17 protein-coding genes and 1 other annotated feature are annotated in these 19799 nt (G+C 33.7%); of the genes, 16 read left to right on the top strand and 1 reads right to left on the bottom strand.

The annotated features are described in order from the left end of the window. From HMPREF2685_RS06560 to HMPREF2685_RS06485, 16 genes are all read left to right on the top strand, one after another. On the top strand, window positions 1–2797 hold a 2797-nt coding region (locus tag HMPREF2685_RS06560), incomplete at its 5' end, for an LPXTG cell wall anchor domain-containing protein (protein WP_261710341.1). A gap of 146 nt (window positions 2798–2943) precedes the next feature. Further along, window positions 2944–3453 carry a dihydrofolate reductase gene (locus tag HMPREF2685_RS06555; RefSeq protein ID WP_070465998.1) on the top strand — a complete coding sequence of 170 codons (510 nt, stop codon included), beginning with the start codon at window positions 2944–2946 and terminating at the stop codon, window positions 3451–3453. A 208-nt stretch (window positions 3454–3661) separates the two neighbouring features. Beyond that, on the top strand, window positions 3662–4894 hold the full coding sequence (gene clpX, locus HMPREF2685_RS06550) for an ATP-dependent Clp protease ATP-binding subunit ClpX (protein WP_003001797.1): 1233 nt from the start codon (window positions 3662–3664) through the stop codon (window positions 4892–4894). 11 nt (window positions 4895–4905) lie between these two features. Beyond that, the gene (yihA, locus tag HMPREF2685_RS06545; protein WP_003016353.1) at window positions 4906–5508 is read left to right on the top strand and encodes a ribosome biogenesis GTP-binding protein YihA/YsxC; all 603 of its coding nucleotides are present in this window, start codon (window positions 4906–4908) and stop codon (window positions 5506–5508) included. Between the two features lie 149 nt (window positions 5509–5657). Beyond that, a complete protein-coding gene (locus HMPREF2685_RS06540) occupies window positions 5658–6362 on the top strand; it encodes a glucosaminidase domain-containing protein (protein WP_021153281.1) in 705 nt (234 codons plus the stop codon). Between the two features lie 167 nt (window positions 6363–6529). Then, window positions 6530–7327: a formate/nitrite transporter family protein gene (locus HMPREF2685_RS06535; RefSeq protein ID WP_070465995.1), complete on the top strand. Its 798-nt coding sequence runs from the start codon at window positions 6530–6532 to the stop codon at window positions 7325–7327. Window positions 7328–7388: 61 nt separating this feature from the next. Continuing rightward, window positions 7389–7523 (top strand) — a sequence feature (ribosomal protein L10 leader region). 38 nt (window positions 7524–7561) lie between these two features. Next, entirely contained in the window at window positions 7562–8062 is a 501-nt protein-coding gene (rplJ, locus tag HMPREF2685_RS06530; protein WP_003001722.1) for a 50S ribosomal protein L10, read from the top strand. A gap of 75 nt (window positions 8063–8137) precedes the next feature. Further along, window positions 8138–8506 carry a 50S ribosomal protein L7/L12 gene (gene rplL / locus HMPREF2685_RS06525; RefSeq protein ID WP_045759484.1) on the top strand — a complete coding sequence of 123 codons (369 nt, stop codon included), beginning with the start codon at window positions 8138–8140 and terminating at the stop codon, window positions 8504–8506. Between the two features lie 159 nt (window positions 8507–8665). Further along, on the top strand, window positions 8666–9709 hold the full coding sequence (locus tag HMPREF2685_RS06520) for a hypothetical protein (protein ID WP_070465993.1): 1044 nt from the start codon (window positions 8666–8668) through the stop codon (window positions 9707–9709). Between the two features lie 197 nt (window positions 9710–9906). After that, window positions 9907–13515, top strand: a complete 3609-nt coding sequence (locus HMPREF2685_RS06515; protein ID WP_070465991.1) for a type IIG restriction enzyme/methyltransferase — start codon at window positions 9907–9909, stop codon at window positions 13513–13515. 14 nt (window positions 13516–13529) lie between these two features. Further along, the gene (locus HMPREF2685_RS06510; protein WP_070465989.1) at window positions 13530–14576 is read left to right on the top strand and encodes a hypothetical protein; all 1047 of its coding nucleotides are present in this window, start codon (window positions 13530–13532) and stop codon (window positions 14574–14576) included. 480 nt (window positions 14577–15056) lie between these two features. Next, a complete protein-coding gene (locus HMPREF2685_RS06505) occupies window positions 15057–15413 on the top strand; it encodes a hypothetical protein (protein ID WP_070465988.1) in 357 nt (118 codons plus the stop codon). Further along, window positions 15400–16674, top strand: coding sequence for an FtsK/SpoIIIE domain-containing protein (locus HMPREF2685_RS06500; RefSeq protein WP_070465986.1), 1275 nt, complete (start codon window positions 15400–15402; stop codon window positions 16672–16674). Before HMPREF2685_RS06505 ends, HMPREF2685_RS06500 begins: the two co-directional genes overlap by 14 nt. A 325-nt stretch (window positions 16675–16999) precedes the next feature. Further along, a complete protein-coding gene (locus tag HMPREF2685_RS06495; protein WP_186821442.1) occupies window positions 17000–17683 on the top strand; it encodes a rolling circle replication-associated protein in 684 nt (227 codons plus the stop codon). Next, complete coding sequence (locus HMPREF2685_RS06490; RefSeq protein ID WP_186821452.1) at window positions 17667–17894, top strand: DUF3173 family protein; 228 nt, start codon at window positions 17667–17669, stop codon at window positions 17892–17894. Before HMPREF2685_RS06495 ends, HMPREF2685_RS06490 begins: the two co-directional genes overlap by 17 nt. Before the next feature lie 18 nt (window positions 17895–17912). Then, a complete protein-coding gene (locus HMPREF2685_RS06485) occupies window positions 17913–19091 on the top strand; it encodes a tyrosine-type recombinase/integrase (protein ID WP_070465983.1) in 1179 nt (392 codons plus the stop codon). A 267-nt stretch (window positions 19092–19358) separates the two neighbouring features. Here the strand turns inward: HMPREF2685_RS06485 and HMPREF2685_RS06480 are convergent, their stop codons facing one another. After that, window positions 19359–19658, bottom strand: coding sequence for a tryptophanyl-tRNA synthetase (locus HMPREF2685_RS06480; RefSeq protein WP_070465982.1), 300 nt, complete (start codon window positions 19656–19658; stop codon window positions 19359–19361). Window positions 19659–19799 lie beyond the last annotated feature (141 nt).

Below are 19799 nucleotides of genomic sequence, written 5' to 3'. Positions count from 1 at the left end.
AACTTACACACCAACTGTAACTCCAGTAACTCCAACAGCAACACCAGCTGAATCTACTGGACCTCAAGGTTTGGTTCAAACTGGAACTGTAACCTTCACTGAAGGTGATGAAGTAGCTCCAATTAACAAGGATTCGATTACTCTTCTTGATGAAAATGGTCAACCAGCAGCATCAGTAGAAGCGAAATCACCAGCAGGTGATGTGATCGGTACATACACAGTTGATAAAGATACAGGTGTAGTTACTTTCACACCAACGGATAAATCATACTCAGGTAATGTTGTCCCAGTGAAAGTTCAAGCAGCTGATACAAATGGAACTACAGTTGAAACAACTTATACACCGAAGATTACTCCAGTTGTTCCAACTTCTGAAGATGCTACATCGACAGATATCCAAGGTCAAACACAATCTGGTAAACCAACCTTCACCGAAGGAAATCCAAATGTTCCAATCGATGAAGATACTCCAGCGACCTTCGAAGATGGTTCAACCACTAAGACAGTAGATGGCGAAGGAACATACACTGTTTCTCCGGATGGAACCGTAACCTTCGTCCCAGAAAAATCATTCACTGGAACTGCTTCAGGCGTAACAGTGAAACGCGTTGATAAGAACGGTACTGAAATCACAGCCAAGTACACACCAACTGTGACACCAGTAACACCAACAGCAACACCAGCTGAATCAACAGATATCCAAGGTGCGACTCAAACTGGTAAACCTGAATTCACTGAAGGCGACAGCCGTGTGCCTATGAACAATGATGTTCCAGCAACATTTGATGATGGTTCAACAACTAAGACAGTTGACGGCGTTGGTACATACACGGTAGCAGCAGACGGAACAGTTACATTTGTACCAGAAAAATCATTCGTCGGAACTGCACCAGCTGTAACGGTTGTTCGTGAAGATATGAACGGAACTAAAGCTTCTGCAACATATACACCAACTGTAACACCAGTTACACCAACTGCAGAAGATACAACATCTACTGACAAACAAGGTCAAACGCAAACAGGTACTCCAACCTTCACACCAGGTAATCCAAATGTTCCAATGGATGATGATACACCTGCAACATTTGAAGATGGCTCAACAACCAAGACTATTCCTGGTGAAGGAACTTACACTGTTTCTCCAGATGGAACCGTAACATTTGTTCCAGAAAAATCATTCACTGGAGAAGGTACAGGCGTAACGGTTAAACGTGTCGATAAGAATGGTACTCCAGTTACTGCTAAGTACACTCCAACTGTAACACCAGTAACTCCAACAGCAACTCCAGCTGAATCAGAAGGACCTCAAGGTGTGGTTCAAACTGGAACTGTGACCTTCACAGAAGGTGACCCAGTTGCACCAATCGACAAGGATACCATTACTCTTCTTGATGAAAACGGCCAACCAGCAGAATCTGTAGTAGCTAAATCACCAGAAGGTAAAGAAATTGGTACTTTCACAGTCTATAAAGAAACAGGTGTTGTAACCTTCACACCAACGGATAAATCTTACTCAGGTGAAGTCGTTCCAGTTAAGGTTCAAGGTAAAGATACAAACGGAACTGTTGCTGAAACAACCTACACACCTAAGATTACTCCGGTTGTACCAACTGCTGACCCTGCAACATCTACAGATATCCAAGGTAAAACACAAACAGGTACACCGACCTTCACTCCTGGTAACCCTGCAATCCCAATGGATGATGATACACCTGCAACATTTGAAGATGGTTCAACAACTAAGACTATTCCAGGTGAAGGAACATACACAGTAGCTCCAGATGGAACAGTTACCTTCGTACCAGAGAAATCATTCACAGGAACTGGTACAGGCGTAACAGTGAAACGTGTTGATAAGAACGGTACACCAATTACAGCTACTTACACACCGACAGTAACACCAGTTGCTCCAACGGGTGAACCAGTTACTTCAATTGGTAAGAAGGGTGCTACTCAAACAGGTAAACCAAGCTTCACAGAAGGGGATAGCCGTGTACCAATGAATGATAAGGTTCCAGCAACCTTTGAAAATGGTTCAACTACGAAGACAATTCCAGGTGTTGGTACTTACACAGTGGCAGCAGATGGAACTGTAACCTTCACTCCAGAACCTGAATTTACTGGTACTGCGCCAGCAGTGACAGTGGTTCGTGAAGATGTGAACGGAACAAAAGCTTCTGCAACTTACACACCAACTGTTCTTCCAATCACTAAATTTGTTGATAAAGAAGGTAAGGAAATCCCAGGATACCCTACAGTTGATGGAGAAGAGCCAAAAGCTGAAATTCCAGGTTACCGCTTTGTGGAAACGAAGAAATTGCCTAATGGTGATACTGAACACGTCTATGAAAAAGTTACAACTTCATACGTAGACGAAAATGGTGATCCTATCCCAGGTAACCCAACAGAAGATGGGGAACAACCGAAGAAAGATATCCCAGGTTATGACTTCGTGAAGAATATTGTAGATAAAGATGGAAATACTCAACATATCTACAAGAAGACTGTGACACCAACTCCAACACCGGATCCAACTCCGACACCAGAGCCACAGCCACAGCCACAGCCTACTCCACAGCCGCAACCACAACCTACTCCACAACCAAAACCAGAAGAGCCAACGATTCCTGTCGTTCCAGAAACGAAAGAAGAAGTGAAGTATATCGATCCACAAAATCCTACTGCACAACTTCCAAATACAGGAACAAAAGAATCTTCTACTGCTGGTCTTGCAATCTTTAGTGCTTTAGCAGGTCTCTCATTGTTCGGATTTGCAAAACGCAAAAAAGAAGACTAAGCTAACTTGTGGCTAAGAAAAACCGCGAAAATCTCGCGGTTTTTTCTGTTTGTATTTGAAAAAATATCCTTCAAACTAGATAGTTGAAATCAGTCTTTTATAAGAAAATTTGATAAAATAGAAGTATCAGTGTAAAGGATGAGAGAATGAAAAAGATTATTGGTATCTGGGCTCAAACTGAAAACGGCATTATTGGAAAGGACCAAGTCATGCCTTGGCATCTGCCAGCTGAGCTTCAGCATTTCAAGGAAACGACCATGGGACAAGCAATTCTTATGGGAAGAGTGACCTTTGAGGGTATGAAAAAACGGGTTCTACCAGGTCGGACTAGCATTATCTTAACGCAAGATCAGGCTTATGATTCTGAAAATGATGCTGTACTCGTCATGCATAGCAAAGAAGAAGTCTTAGAGTGGTATCAGAACCAAGAGAAGAATCTTTACATTATTGGGGGCAGTCAGATTTTAAGGCTCTTTTCTGACCAGTTAGAAGAGTTGATCCAGACTATAATTCATGCAACGATTGATGGAGATACATTGGCACCAAAATTTGATGAGAACCGTTATGAAAAGGTCCATCAAGTTCCCCATCTGAAAGATGAGAAAAATCCATATGATTTTACGGTCAACTATTATAAGAGAAAGGATTTAGACTAATGGAGCGAAGTGTCTTTGGTTTTTTTACAGCTGTCCTGTGTGTTATCTGTTTGATTTGCGCCTTACAAACCTTTCGTAAAAAACGGTTCGGCCTCGCTATTTTATTCTTACTAAATGCTTTTACCAATCTTGTGAATTCTATTCACGCCTTTTACATGACCTTATTTTAAACTAAATACAAACAGAAAATGACAGAAAGAGGAAATACATGCCAACGAATCAAAACAATGATATGATGGTTTATTGCTCATTTTGCGGAAAGAGTCAAGATGAAGTCCAAAAAATCATTGCAGGAAACAATGCGTTTATCTGTAATGAATGTGTTGAGTTAGCACAAGAAATTATCCGTGAGGAGCTAGCAGAAGAAGTTCTTGCAGACCTTAGCGAAGTTCCAAAACCAATCGAATTGCTCAATATCTTGAACCACTATGTGATCGGTCAAGATCGTGCCAAACGTGCCCTTGCTGTAGCAGTATACAACCACTACAAACGCATCAACTTCCACGATACGCGCGAAGACGAGACAGATGTTGAATTGCAAAAATCAAACATCCTCATGATTGGCCCTACTGGTTCAGGTAAGACTTTCTTGGCCCAAACCTTAGCACGTAGTCTGAATGTCCCATTTGCCATTGCAGATGCAACAGCCTTGACAGAAGCTGGTTATGTGGGAGAAGACGTTGAAAACATTCTCTTAAAACTTCTTCAGGCAGCTGATTTCAATATTGAACGTGCTGAACGAGGCATTATCTACGTCGATGAAATCGATAAGATCGCTAAGAAAAGTGAAAATGTCTCTATCACACGTGACGTTTCTGGTGAAGGAGTGCAACAAGCTCTCTTGAAGATCATCGAAGGAACTGTCGCTAGTGTCCCACCTCAAGGTGGACGCAAACACCCACAACAAGAGATGATTCAAGTGGATACCAAGAATATTCTCTTCATCGTAGGTGGAGCTTTTGACGGGATCGAAGAAATTGTTAAGCAACGTCTCGGTGAAAAAGTCATCGGTTTTGGTAAGAACAATAAAGCCATTGATGAATCAAGCTCTTACATGCAAGAAATCGTTGCAGAAGATATTCAAAAATTCGGGATTATCCCAGAATTGATCGGACGTCTTCCAGTCTTTGCTGCTCTTGAGCAATTGACAGTTGACGACCTTGTCCGTATCTTGAAAGAGCCACGCAATGCCTTGGTAAAACAATACCAAACCTTGCTCTCTTATGATAACGTTGAATTGGAATTTGATGATGAGGCCCTTCAAGAGATTGCCAATAAAGCCATCGAAAGAAAAACAGGAGCTCGTGGACTCCGTTCGATTATCGAAGAAACTATGATGGATGTCATGTTTGAAATTCCAAGTCAAGAAGATGTCAAACTTGTCCGAATTACAAAAGAAGCTGTAGATGGAACTGAAAAACCAATTCTTGAAACAGCCTAGAAAGATAAAATATGGAAATTAACACACATAATGCGGATATCCTCTTAAGCGCTGCAAATAAGAGTCATTATCCTCAAGATGAGATTCCAGAAGTTGCACTTGCCGGTCGATCCAATGTCGGCAAGTCTTCTTTTATTAATACTCTCTTAAATCGAAAAAACCTGGCCAGAACATCTGGAAAACCAGGAAAAACTCAATTGCTCAATTTCTTCAATATCGATGATAAACTCCGTTTGGTAGACGTACCTGGTTATGGCTATGCACGTGTTTCAAAAAAAGAGCGCGAGAAGTGGGGGCGGATGATTGAAGAATACCTCACTAGTCGCGAAAACTTAAAAGCAGTCGTTAGCCTAGTCGATTTTCGCCACGAACCTTCAGCAGATGATGTTCAGATGTATGAGTTCTTAAAATATTATGAGATTCCTGTGATCTTAGTTGCTACCAAGGCAGATAAGATTCCACGTGGAAAATGGAACAAACATGAATCCATCATCAAGAAAAAACTAGATTTCGATCCTGCTGACACCTTTATTGTCTTTTCTTCTGTAACCAGGGAGGGACTAGAGAAGTCATGGGATGCTATTTTAGAAAATGCGTTTTACGAAATAAATTGAAATGACATGAAAATGTCATTTTTGTTTTGGATTTATCTCGCAATTGTAATACAAGTGTAATATAAGTGCCTTTGTTTTCTTCTATTTATATGGTATAATCTCTATAAAGATAAAAGATGATAAAAAATTAATTGGAGATAAATTGTATTATGAAAAAGAAAATACGGAATAAAACGAAATTATTTGGTTTGTTCGTTTCTGTATTAGCAGTGGGGACATTTGCTGCTGCTATGAGCGAGCACGTCACATCAGTTGGCGCTAATGATGGAACTTACCAAGCTTATTCAGACCCTACTGAAGCTTTCATCTCACAAATTGGTGAGTCAGCTCGTCAGCTCGGTCAAGAGAACGACCTTTATGCTTCCGTTATGATCGCACAAGCTATCCTTGAAAGTGGATCAGGTCAGTCTGGCTTGTCTTCTTATCCGCATTACAACCTTTTCGGTATTAAAGGAAGTTATGCTGGTCAATCTGCAGTAATGCAAACTTGGGAAGATGATGGTGCTGGAAATGCCTATACGATTAATGACGCTTTTCGTTCTTACCCATCTTACTATGAATCATTGCAAGACTATGTAGCTGTTTTGAAACAAGGACATTTTGCAGGTGCTTGGAAGAGCAACACCTCTAGTTACCAAGATGCAACAGCAGCTTTGACAGGGGTTTATGCGACAGACACAAGCTACTATGCAAAACTTAATAACATCATTGAAACCTATAATTTGACTCAATACGATTCACCAAATGTTCAAGGTGGTATTACAGGTTCGGTATACAATCCATATCGTCAACAGTTCACTTCACAAGAAATCTTGAATTTGGATATCGCTTGGGCGAACCGTTTAAATTATTAAAAGTAAAACAGGCAGATGCCTGTTTTTTTATTTGTTTTTAGCACACAGTGATATTCGATATAAAACGTATATGATGAAAAGTTAAGAATTCTTCCTGAAAACCTTTTCAAACTTTTCTCTCTATGATATAATGATTTTGTTCACAAACATTATATAAGGAGAATAGTATGTCTGAATCTAATTTTATTCAAAAAGTTGGAGCGGCGTGTAATAAGAAGGAAGATCTCTATCAGAAATCTAAAACGCGCTATGCAGTCCGTTCTATTTTTGCTGGTGGATTTCTTACTTTAAGTACGGCGGTCGGAGCAGTTGCTGCAGACTTGTTGAATACCTTCTTACCGGGATCGGGTCGTTTTCTATTTCCATTCATCTTTGCCTGGGGCTTGGTTTACCTTTTATTCTTAAATGCGGAATTAACCACCTCAAATATGATGTATTTGACGGCGGGTACCTATCTAAAGAAAATTAACTGGAAGAAAGCGTTGGAGATTCTTCTTTATTGTACCTTCTTTAATTTAATTGGTGCTTTAATCGTCGCTTTTCTTTTCAATCAAACAACTGCCTTTGCACATATCGATCCAAAAGGTTTCCTAGCCACGGTAGCAGAAAATAAACTCCAACGCAGCAATCAAGTGGTTTTCTTTGAAGGAATTATTGCCAATATCTTTGTAAATATTGCTATTCTTTCTTATCTATACTTCAAGGATGAAACAGCGAAAGTGCTCTTAGCCCTCTCAGCCATCTATATGTTTGTCTTTATGACCAATGAACACTTAGCTGCAAACTTTGCTTCCTTCTCATTATTAAGCTTTAATTCAGTTTCTAGCCAATTGCCACATTTTGAGTTTTTAAATATTTTACGTCATTATAGCGTCACCTTCTTTGCCAACTGGGTAGGAGGAGGAGTCCTCATGGGACTAGCCTATGCTTGGTTGAATAATATTAAGAGTCTTTATAACGATTAAAAAATATAAAAAAAGTTTGCAAAAGTACTTGCATTCTTTTTTTATATATGATAAACTAATCTACGGTTTGAAAAAACTGCCTAAGACAGTAGGGGAGCTCGACTCATAAAGATCCTACCGAGGACAAAACGTATCAATTAAAAGAAGCGTATTGTACTTTCGTGTCTAGGTTTGGGCGCGTTTTTCTTTTGGAAAAATTCCCCAAGCAAAATAATTACGGAGGTGAACACACTAATGAGTGAAGCAATTATTGCTAAAAAAGCGGAACTTGTTGACGTGGTAGCTGAAAAAATGAAAGCTGCTGCATCAATCGTCGTTGTAGATTCTCGCGGTTTGACAGTTGAGCAAGATACAGTTCTCCGTCGCAACCTTCGCGGAAGCGAAGTTGAGTTTAAAGTTATCAAAAACTCAATCTTGCGTCGTGCAGCTGAAAAAGCTGGTCTTGAAGATCTTGCATCTGTATTCGTTGGACCTTCTGCAGTAGCATTTTCTAACGAAGATGTTATCGCACCTGCGAAAATCTTGAACGATTTTGCAAAAGACGCTGAAGCACTTGAAATTAAAGGTGGTGCAATCGAAGGCGCTGTCGCATCTAAAGAAGAGATTCTTGCACTTGCAACTCTTCCAAACCGCGAAGGACTTCTTTCTATGCTCCTTTCTGTACTTCAAGCGCCAGTGCGCAACGTTGCTCTTGCAGTCAAAGCGGTTGCAGACAACAAAGAAGACGCAGCTTAATCTTAAGCTACGCAGCGTAGCCTAGCTACAAAAAAATAAAAACATAAAATTAAAACTTATTTGGAGGAAATAACAATGGCATTGAACATTGAAAACATTATTGCTGAAATTAAAGAAGCTTCAATCCTTGAATTGAACGACCTTGTAAAAGCTATCGAAGAAGAATTTGGTGTAACTGCAGCTGCTCCTGTAGCTGTTGCTGCAGCTGGTGCTGCTGACGCAGGTGCTGCTAAAGATTCATTCGATATCGAATTGACATCTGCAGGCGACAAGAAAGTCGGCGTTATCAAAGTTGTACGTGAAATCACTGGTCTTGGTCTTAAAGAAGCTAAAGAACTTGTTGATGGTGCACCTGGCGTTATCAAAGAAGGTGTTGCTGCAGCTGAAGCTGAAGAACTTAAAGCTAAATTGGAAGAAGCTGGAGCTTCAGTTACTCTTAAATAATCATTTACTGATTATTTAGGGCTGAAAGCCGAGTTTAATAGCCTTTTCGTTATTTGTTGAGGCGACAATATAGGAGTTGTTTCTTTTGAAACCTCCCCATAAACACCCCCACAAATTTTTGTGGGGGTGTTTGTTAATTCTATTAAGGGATATATAGTTATGGTAAAAGTTTCTTTTTATAATACAGTTTCTAATTATAATAAAAATGGAATTGTTAAACCAATAAAGGTTACAATGCAAGATTTTATTAGATATCTTTCAATTGCCGGAGGTATTCAAAATAATGGTTCTTCTTCTAATACATATAAATTTTATGAATATATGGTTAGAATGGCTCTAGAAGATGTTGGCGGAACTTTCAAAATTACTAGTGATTATTCAAATTCAGAACAATCTATAAAAGCAGCTGTATCCTATTTTATAGGTATGCTGTCGTCATACGCAATTGCTGAGAAACATTATAACATTTCTCATTTATTTCATCTAAAAGATTCAAAAATTTCTTATTATCAAAATCAGAATTCAAATAAAGTTCCAGACTTTTTTGGATTAAGTAATGGGCCTAAGCCCTTAGCTTATTTAATTGAAGCTAAAGGTACATGGAAAACAAAACTGGATTCTGGGACTATTGAAAAAGGAGAAGAGCAAGTCAAATCAATTCGCAAGGTGGAATTTGAAGTATCTCCCGGTATGATAAGAACATTTAAGGATAAGAATTTGAATAAACATGTAACAGGTTCTTATTTCGAAAATGATGAATTACATTTTTGTGATATTGATCCTGATTATCAAGGTGATTTGGTTTGTCATTTTAATGCTAACGTTGCAATTTTGAGGTACTACAAGAATTTACTATCATTATTATCAACAAATTCCGAGTATATAGAAGTTGGAACTGAAGAAGGATTAGAATTTTCTTTTATAAATTTTGAAGATTATAAGATTGGAATAAGTAATAGTGTATTAAAGGCTATTGTAGATTCTTTTGGTGAAAAAAATTTAACTGTAAAAACATTTCTAAATGATAGAAATTTAATCTTTGAAAGATTATCTGATGATAAATATTTGTCCGTTATTAAAGAAAGTAATCTTTATAATACAATTTCTGAGATTACAAATAATAATTATCATACTGTTTATGAAAAGTTTGATAATACCTCAGTTTCTTTTGGAAGAGATGGTATAATTGTTATTAAGTCCTAGTATTCTTCTTGTTTATTTTTTTAAATATTTAAGTGATAGTGTAAAAACTGTCATTTGTATATCTTCTCTAGACACCACCACAAATTTTTATGGGGGTGTTTATTTTGCTTAAATTTGATGTATAATTATATTATATTCTAAACTGTTTAATGAATCATATCTAAATTGTTAGATGGATATTTTTTATAGGAGTTATTATGGCGATAAATGAGTTAAGTTTAAAAGGTTCTATGAACCGATCTGTTCAGGCTATTATGCCATTAGATGAAGATAAGGAAGCCTTTGGGAAGAAGTTAGTTACTTATCTTACTCATCTATATGATAATCAAAGAGAATCCGAGGAATATCAAAAAAATTTATTAAAATCTTTTCTTGAAGAGCTTTTACCACATAATTTTATTAATACTTCAAATAGAATAGATTTAGCTATTTATAACGGGAAAGATTCAAATTCTACTTTAGGCGTTATTTTTGAACATAAAAGTTTAACGAATAAATCAGAGATGATGTCTAAAGAGAAAATAAATTCCAAAGCTTTTCAGGAGATTGTAGCTTATTATTTAAGGGAAAGATTATTTGAACATAATCTAGAGATAAAAAAATGTATTGTTACAAACGGTCTATCATGGTTTGTGATTGAAGCAAAAGAAATCGAAAAACATTTTATAAAAAATAAGAAGTTAGTAGATCTTGTAACTAAATTCAAAAATAATCAATTATCTAATCATACGACTGATTTTCTTTATAAAGAAGTAATTTCTCCAGCAATTGATTTGGCGATTGATAAAGGTATTGAAATAGCTCATTTTAATATTAAAGATGCGTTAATTAAAAATAGTAAGTCTTTTGAGATAAAGAAAAATAATTTGACTCAACTTTATCGTTTCTTTACTGCTGAAAATCTTTTAAATAAGGAAATATTTACAGATTCAAATAAGTTAAATAAGAATTTCTATGATGAACTTCTATACTTAATGGGACTTGAAGAATCTAAAGTAGGAACTTCAAAAATTATTTCTCGATTGAAACCGTCCAAACGGCAACAATACTCATTTGTTGAAAATATTATTGATAAATTAGAAGTTAAAGATGTTCCAAAAGATAGACAAGAAGATATTGCAATTCAACTAACTGTTATTTGGATGAATAGAATTCTCTTTTTAAAACTTTTAGAATCTCAGTTAGTTCTATTTAATAAAGATGAATCATATCGCTTTTTAACATATGATAAGTTACCGAGTTTCGAAGAAATTTATACATTGTTCTTTGCTGTTCTAGCTAAAAAAATAACTGATAGAAATGAACGGGTTCAAAAAAAATTCGGCTATATTCCCTATTTAAATTCATCACTTTTTGAAGAAAATGAATTAGAAGTTTCTCGTGATGGTATTGGTATTGATCGTTTGCCAGAAGGTGATATTGAGATTTTTTCGAAAACATCGCTTAAAGGTTCTAATAATAAAAGAAAAAGTGGGAAAATAAATTTCATTCAGTATTTATTTGAATTTTTGGATTCCTATGATTTCTCTACTAGTATTTCTCACCACGAAAAATCAAAAAATGACCTTATTAATGCTTCAGTACTTGGTTTGATTTTTGAAAAAATTAATGGCTATCGAGATGGGTCATTCTATACACCAGGGAACATTACCATGTATATGTCTCGAAGAGCTGTTCGAATGGCAGTAGTTGATAAAGTAAATGAGACAATGTCATGGAACTGTGAAAGCATAGAGGATATGAAACTAAAAGTTCGCTCTATGGAAATCGCTAAAAAGATTAGTGATACAATTGATCAGATTAAAATTTGTGATCCTGCAGTAGGTTCAGGCCATTTTTTAGTATCTGTTTTAAATGAAATTATTGCTCTAAAAAGTGATTTAAATGTTCTTTTTGATTCTGAGGGAAATTATATCGGTAATATTATTCAATGTTATGTTATTAATGATGAGTTAATTATTCAAGATATGTCTGGTAATAATTTTGTGTATCAGGTGGGAAATGATTTAGCAGAAAGAATTCAAAAATCTATATTTACTCAAAAAAGACAAATTTTAGAAAATACTTTATTTGGTGTAGATATAAATCCAAGCTCAGTAAATATTTGCCGTTTGCGTCTATGGATTGAACTATTAAAATCTTCGTATTACTATATAGATGAAGAGATTAATCAACCAGTTTTAACAACTTTACCTAATATTGATATTAATATTAAGGTTGGGGACAGTCTACTTCATAAATTTGATTTTAATTATGAGTTTGACTTACGTAGAAATGATTTCAAAGAATATCTAGATTTAGTTCGCGAATATAAGGATACAAATAATAAGGCAACAAAGGCAAGTATATGGGATAAAATTGAAAGACTAAAATATTCTTTTGATGATTTAGCTTCAAGTCCAGAATTAAAAAAACTACATAAACTGATCTCCGAAAAAAATAAAGCAGGTGCAATTAGTCTTTTTGAAGAAGAAAATAATAATAATAAGGAATATTTGTTATTAAGTAAGCAACTTGAAAAAGCTAAAAAAGAATTTGAAGAACGTCTGAAAAATCCTCTTTATGCAGGTGGCATGGAGTGGCGAATGGAATTCCCGGAGATTTTAGGAGAAAATGGTGAATTTATTGGATTCGACTTAGTTATTGGGAATCCTCCCTATATTTTTGCTCGGAATCAATCTTTTACCGAAGAGATGAAAGCTTACTATTTAAGAACTTACCAAGTAAGTGAATATCAAGCTAATACATACACTATTTTCATGGAATTAGCTTATCAGTTATTGCGCAAAGGTGGTTCATTTTCATATATTATTCCGAATAATTTTTTGACCATTCAAAACAACTCAAAAATTCGCAAGTTTATTACAGAACAAACGAGTGATGTTGTTTTGATAAACTCCCTAGATAAAATTTTTACAGATGCGAGCGTGGATAACTGTATAATTTTCTTTAAGAAAAATAGTCCAAACTGGATTGAAGTAGCGGAATTGCATCACGGTGATTTCAATACTGTTGGGCGTGTTGAACCAGAATTTTTTGGAGAAATACCAATTTTTTCAATTTCAATGGTAAAATATAGACAAGCGATTGATATTTACTGGAAGGTTAATGAATATCCTGTTCTTGATAGACAAGAGATTGCAACAGTTAAAGCTGGTATTATGGCATACGAGACTGGTAAAGGGAAGCCTAGAATGACTACCCAAGATAAGTTAGATCGTATTTATCACTCATATAATAAGGAAGACGAAAGTTACAGACGATATATTGATGGAGAAAATGTTTCCCGTTATAAATTGACTTGGAATGGAGAGTTTATCAAGTACGGGGAAAATTTGGCAGCTATGAGAGATCCTAAACTATTTGATAGACCTAGAATACTTGTTCGTCAAATTCCTAGTAAGAATGTTTACTCGATTGAAGCAGTTTATACAGATTCTGATGTCATTAACGACAGAAACTCAATGATAATTACTGAAATTAACGTAAATCCTTTATATCTGTTGGGAATACTGAATTCCCGTTTAATATCTTTATGGTTTTTCATGAGATACGATAAATTTCAAAGAAGATTATTCCCTCAATTTAAAGTTAATGAACTTGGTGAATTCCCAATACCAAATTCGACAAAAGAACAACAAGATTCAATAGCGATACTGGTAGAGCAATTGATGGATGAAATGAAGAAAGAAACACCAGATTCTGAGTTGGTTAGCAAGCTTAATCTTGATATTGATAATCTAGTTATGGACTTATTTGATTTAACAGAAGAGGAAAAGAAAATTGTTTCTGAATTTACTTTATAAAAAATGGAGCTAACATGAGTTATTTTGAGAAAGAATTAATTAAAAGAGTTTCATTAAGATTCCGGAATCTAAGAGGTTCAAGGAAAATTGGAACAATTTCGTCTGGTCAGGTGTCTACAATAAAAAGAATAGAATCTGGGAAGAATACAAATAGTGGTAATTTTATTCCAGATAGTTTATTGTACGATTACTCCCAAATATTTAATATAAAAAAAAGTACATTAATTTTTGGTACAGATAGTGAAATTGAGAATCTTTTAGAAATTACATTTGATAACTATTTTCATGAAATATTATCAAAAAAGAAAATTAATGATGGATTAGAAAATTTTTATAAATCTTTTATCGATTATTTATGTATTTTTGGTGAGTTTTCAACTTGGTATAACTTAAAATTAGATCAAAAATGTTCTTTATTATTTATTATCCCATGGTACCTGATTAAGAGGAAGTTAGTAAATTCATTTAAAAATCGTGTAATTAACAACATATTTAAAGATGAAAATTCAAAATTTCTTTTTAAAGAAATAGATGAACAATTTACACAGTGGTTAAATTATGAATTGGCTAATGTATTCTTTCCTGAGGTAATTAATAAGTTAAAAAAAGAAACTATTTTTAAACTTGGATTTATGATTAATTTTCTAACTAAAGAGATTATAGAGCCTGAAATACCGATCTTAGAGAATGATTCAATACCTTTTAAATATTTAAGATTGAAAAAAAATTTGGACTACATGACAAGTGTCATGCTTAAAACAGATAAAGGAGTAAGATTTAAAAGAAAATATAGTCCTCCTAAAAATAATGAAGTTCGTAAAAAAGAACTAGTTCCTGAACAGAAAATTTTAAATAGAAATGATTTTTTAAATTATGTCAGAAGTGATAGAGGTAAACTTGCTGGTCATGTCCCTGGTCTTTTAACAGTAAATAGCAGAGCGTCAAAGTATATGCAGTTAGAATTAAATGATTTAATGCTTAATCATGTGAAAGAGTATACTGCATATCAAAATAAACTATTAAATTTAATTGAAATTTCGGAATTAGAAGATTTTTTATGAGTTAAAGAAAAAAAGTATAAAGATTTTATATTTCAGACTGAAGAAAAAGTCCATTTTGGACAATTTTCTTCAGTCTTTTTCTTTTACTAGAGAAAGTAAAAGACTCTTAAAAATAGTGTACATCAGAATTTCTAAGAGTTTTCACTATATGGCCCCCTATCTATAAAATGGTAATTTTTCTATTTCTGGTAGGGTTTATCTACATTCTGGAATATTTTATTTTTCTTTTTTTATTTAAATAATTGATTCAAACGAGTGATAACAATGAAATTTAAAAGACAGTCTATAATTATGTCTACGATTTTAGTATTAAAATATGGACTAAAGTTTAGACTAAATCATTATTTTTTTAACTTATAATTAATTTATCAGATCACAGCAATGATTTGATAAAAATTGAAAATAGAGTTGCAAATCTGTTTTCAACTGAATTAAGAAGTTGCTGATTCTTTAATTCAAAATTAGAAAGAGGTAGAAATAATGACTTTAAAAAATCTAAGAAGTTTTTTAAAATTCGATAAATCATTTTTTGAAAAAAAAGAGTTTGTTTATTTAAATTGTAGAGTTACACAAGATAATCATTTAAAAGTAACGTTACTTATTGTTCAAGATAATACTGAATACCAAAACAATCAAAACAATCTCGGTGAGCAGGTAATAATTACAGTATTAAATAAAGGCATCGATGACTTTGCTTCTTTTAAACCACTTCAAACAGCGTGCAAAGTTGTAAATATTAGCAAAGCTACGGTTTATGGTGAATATCAAAATCAATTATCAATTACTGCAGATGTAATTCCAGATTCACAAGGTAATAAACAACATGAAAAGAGTTAGCATAAATTGGGTATTTCCCTTCTGGGCAAGTCGCATAGTATTTTTAATATATATAGTATTGGTTCTCGCTATTGATTTATATTTGCTCCCATCGATATATTTTAGATTAAGTATAAATCAAATTTTGTTTATATTTTCTTTAGAATTTTTATCAGCTGCTTTATTCATTTTTGGCATGATTAATAGAGAAAAGTATTTAAAACAACAAAAGTTATATAAATTTATTGAATTAAATCAATTATATATTACATATATTTCTGAAACTAATCAAAAAAAATATATTGAAACCTTAGAAATGGAATGGATTGATAATAAAAAAGACACAGGTACATTTACCATTCGAGTTTACAATATAGGTGGACTTCTAAGTCATAAAGTTAATGAACTTGGAAGTAAACTAGAAGCATTTCTTGGGAATAAATTGATTTTTAATACAAAGCAGTTAACATACACCGACTATACTTTTGAATTAATAAAAGATGAACGTTTAAAAGCAACAGATTTAAACTTAAAAAAAGGTAGAAATTCAACAGTAATTCAACTCACAAAAAAAATATCATACGATATTAGCAAAGTTCCACATGGGTTAACAGTTGGAACAACAGGCTCAGGAAAAAGTATGTTTTTAAACTATAAAATTTTACAATATGCATCGATGGGTGCTGATATTTATATCTGTGACCCCAAAAATGCAGATTTAAGTTTATTGAGGTATGTTAAAGGCTTTCCAGAAGAGAATGTCGCTATTACATCTAATCAAATTTGTAAAATATTGAGAATGGTAAATTCTCAAATGATGAATAGATACGACAAATATTTTTCTAGTCAAGAATCCTTTGGGAAAGACTTTTCAGATTTTGGTTTAAAACCAATCGTAGTTTTTATTGATGAACTTACAGCTTTTGTAAAAGTATCTGATAAAAAAATTGCTGAAGAAGCCATGTCTTACATCTATAACATAGTAATGATGGGGCGCCAAGTTGGTATATTAACCGAGGTCTCATTGCAGCGCCCTGATACCAGTGTTCTAGATGGTGCTATTAGAGATCAGTTAGGTTGTAGAGTTGCACTTGGAAATCTATCAGAAGATGGATACAAAATGGTTTTTGGTTCAAATTTTAAGAATTATAATTCAATAGAAATTAAGGGAGGAGGATATGTTCAAATTGATGGAAAAATGAGTCAACCAAATTATTTTGAAACACCGTTTTTTGATAAAAATTTTGACTTCCTAAAACAATTAGAAAAATATTATTCATAGAGCACTTTCGAAAGTAAAGAATAAGGGTGCTCAGCTCAGAGAGCTAGAGCAAGTGGAACGTCCCTTTTCTTTACTTTAAGAAATGTGCCCAGCAATAGAAGCTTGCTTCTATTGCTTTTAACTTGATAAACGTCAAACATTAGAACAATCACGAAAGCGAGGAGAAAAAATAAATAATCCAAAAGTAAATTCAGGAAGTATCGTTAAATCTTATAGATATGGTAATACACTTGAACTAACAACTTCGAATGGATTACACAAGCAAACTATAAAAGTACTTCCGAATAGAAAATATGTCGTTTTAGATACTGGAGAAATATTTGATATGGATACGAGCGGAGTTACACGAAGTGATAATATCAAATCTACTCGTATAACGATGAGAAAATTAAGGAGACTTATTGCTCATAATTTTAGGGGACATAAGAATGAACTTTGGATAACATTGACTTACGCTAAATATACTAATGAAATCACAATTGTATATAGAGATTTTAAATTATTTATTAGGGATTTAAGAAAACAGTATCCAGATTTAGAATATATTAATGTTATTGAGCCACAAGCTAGTGGGAGTTGGCATTGTCATCTTCTCATAAAATCACCTAAAAGAAACTCTCTTTATATTCCAAATAAGATTATTGAAGAGTGCTGGAAAAAAGGTTTCACCAAAACTAAAAGACTTAAAAATAGTGATAAGGTAGGAAATTATGTTGTTGCATATTTAACTAATCTAGAGATAAATGATAATCAAAATACAAAAAAATATATCAAAGGTGCACGGCTATATTTATATCCAAAAGGAGTGAGAATTTATAGGTGTTCCAGAGGAATTAAAAAACCAATAGAACTTACGGCAACTAAAAAAGAAGTTATGACTATTAATGGGCTAGATGTTGATTTAGAAGCAAAATATTCTAAAAAAACAACCCATACAATAAGTACAGGAGATGAAATAAGTTATATTACCGAATTTTACGATATAGGAGATAATAATGAGAACTGTTAATCACAAAGATATTATGAAGCTGGGTTTTTCAAAAACAGCTTCGAAAGAAATTATTAGACAAGCAAAATTAATTGCTGTAAAACAATTTAATGAATCTATGAATTCTTCAAATAATATGATAAACTTAAGAAGGTCGCCTTTCGATAACAAAAGACTTGATCTTGCACCTAGTTTTATAGTGGAAGAATTACTCGGTTTTCAATTTACTTAAAGAAAGGAATTGAAAACAATGTCAAAAAAATATAAAGGTGTTTTTAGAGATAGTAAAGGGAGGATTTACTGTCAAACTGAATTCAAAACATCAGCTAGTGGCAAACGTCAAAGGTTTAAAAGATATCGAAATATATGGGGAAAATCTTTTTCAACCGAAAAAGAGGCATATGATGAGTTGTGTCGGGCAAGAGTTGAATTTTACGATAAGTTTGATTATAGCGATTATAATCTCAGCTTCGAACAATATATGCTTGATGTATTTTTACCTTATTACAAACAAACTGTTCAGGATAGCACGTATAGAACTGCAGTCACTCAATTTGAAACATTTATTGATAGATTTGGAAAATTAAAATTACGAGATATAAAACCTCGTGACTGTGAAAAGTTTCGCTTAGAACTTATTGATAAGTATTCTGCGAATTATGCAAAATGTGTCTGGATACGTTTTAAGCAATGCTTAGGGTATGCGGAGAGAATGGAATATATTAAAACTTTTCCGTGTAAATGTTTGGATAATCCAAAAGGTAAAAGACCAGATACAAAATTCTGGACTTTTGAAGAGTTTAAGAAAGTTATTTCTACTTTTGATTTAACTGATTATGAAGATCTTCACCGTTTTACTACCACTTGGTTATACTATATGACTGGCGTTCGTGTTAGTGAAGGTTTTTCTTTACTTTGGTCTGATTTTGATAAAGAGAATAAACGTATCTTTGTTCACTCAACTTTAGAGGCTTTAAAAGGTGGCATCTATAAACGTAAAGAGCAGACAAAGACAGAAGCAGGAATAAGATATATAGATTTAGATGATGAAACAATAAAAGTGCTTGAACGTTGGCGCTCAATTCAGGTTTCTAATTCTGATCAAGATTATATTCTATCCAAGTTTGGTGAACCAATGGTAAAAAGCACTTTGACAAGAATGTTGAAACGTCATGCGAAGTTAGCTGGTGTTCCAGAAATAACAGGTAAAGGATTGCGTCATTCTCACGATTCCTTTATGATTAATGTTCTAAAAAAAGATGTTTTAGAAGTATCTCAGCGTTCTGGAAGAATTGATAAAGCAACAACTCTAAACACATATAGTCATTACTATAATGCTAACAATACAACCCTAGGTAATGAAATTACTCTACTTCTGAAACAAGAGGGTGTAGGAGCAACACCCCCATATACACCCCCACAAAAATAAAATAATTAGAATTTAGCTTTATACTTGGAGTTTTGGGTATCACGCTCAAATTACTCTTAAATAATCGAGTAACGCAATTTGAATGCGAAAGCCTAGTATATTAAGGTTGAGAATTGCTTAAGGTGATTTAAATCTTAAATAGGGGTGTTATTCCCCACCAAATCCCCGCCAAGTTAGATCTTGGCGGGGATTTTTTTCTACAACAAAATAGACTATATAATTCCTTTGTTAGTTTTCCTTATGCAGAAAATATAGTGCTATTTTAACCTAAATCCAATCATCACCTTCAACTGGTGCATAAGCCCACCAGACCCATGCTAAACCAAGATCGGTAGCTTGAATCATATTATTTTGCTTAGTAATTAAATTATGATGAAGTGCAAAATCAATGTATTCATCTAATTGATTTCTTTTATCAGCATAACCTTCTTCAATTAATTTTGAGATTGATTCAGGTAAACTCACGTAATCTAAAAAACTAGTAAAGTAGGGATCTGTTATTAGTTTTTCACGAATTTCAAAATTTGAGCCTTTGAATTCTCTTTGCAAAAGATTTTTAATTGACATTCTTTTACTCCTTTAAATTTATATTATGTCTGAAAAATGTGTTAAAACTGTTAGCTATACAACAGTCTATATTTTGAGTATGCCATAAAAACGTCGAAAAACTGTTTTTTTCCGTTTTTTTTCTTCATTTTTTAGTCGAAA

This window comes from Streptococcus sp. HMSC074F05 (assembly GCF_001808725.1).
Classification (GTDB): Bacteria; Bacillota; Bacilli; order Lactobacillales; family Streptococcaceae; genus Streptococcus; species Streptococcus parasanguinis_I.
This window is presented reverse-complemented; position numbering and strand designations above follow the sequence as displayed.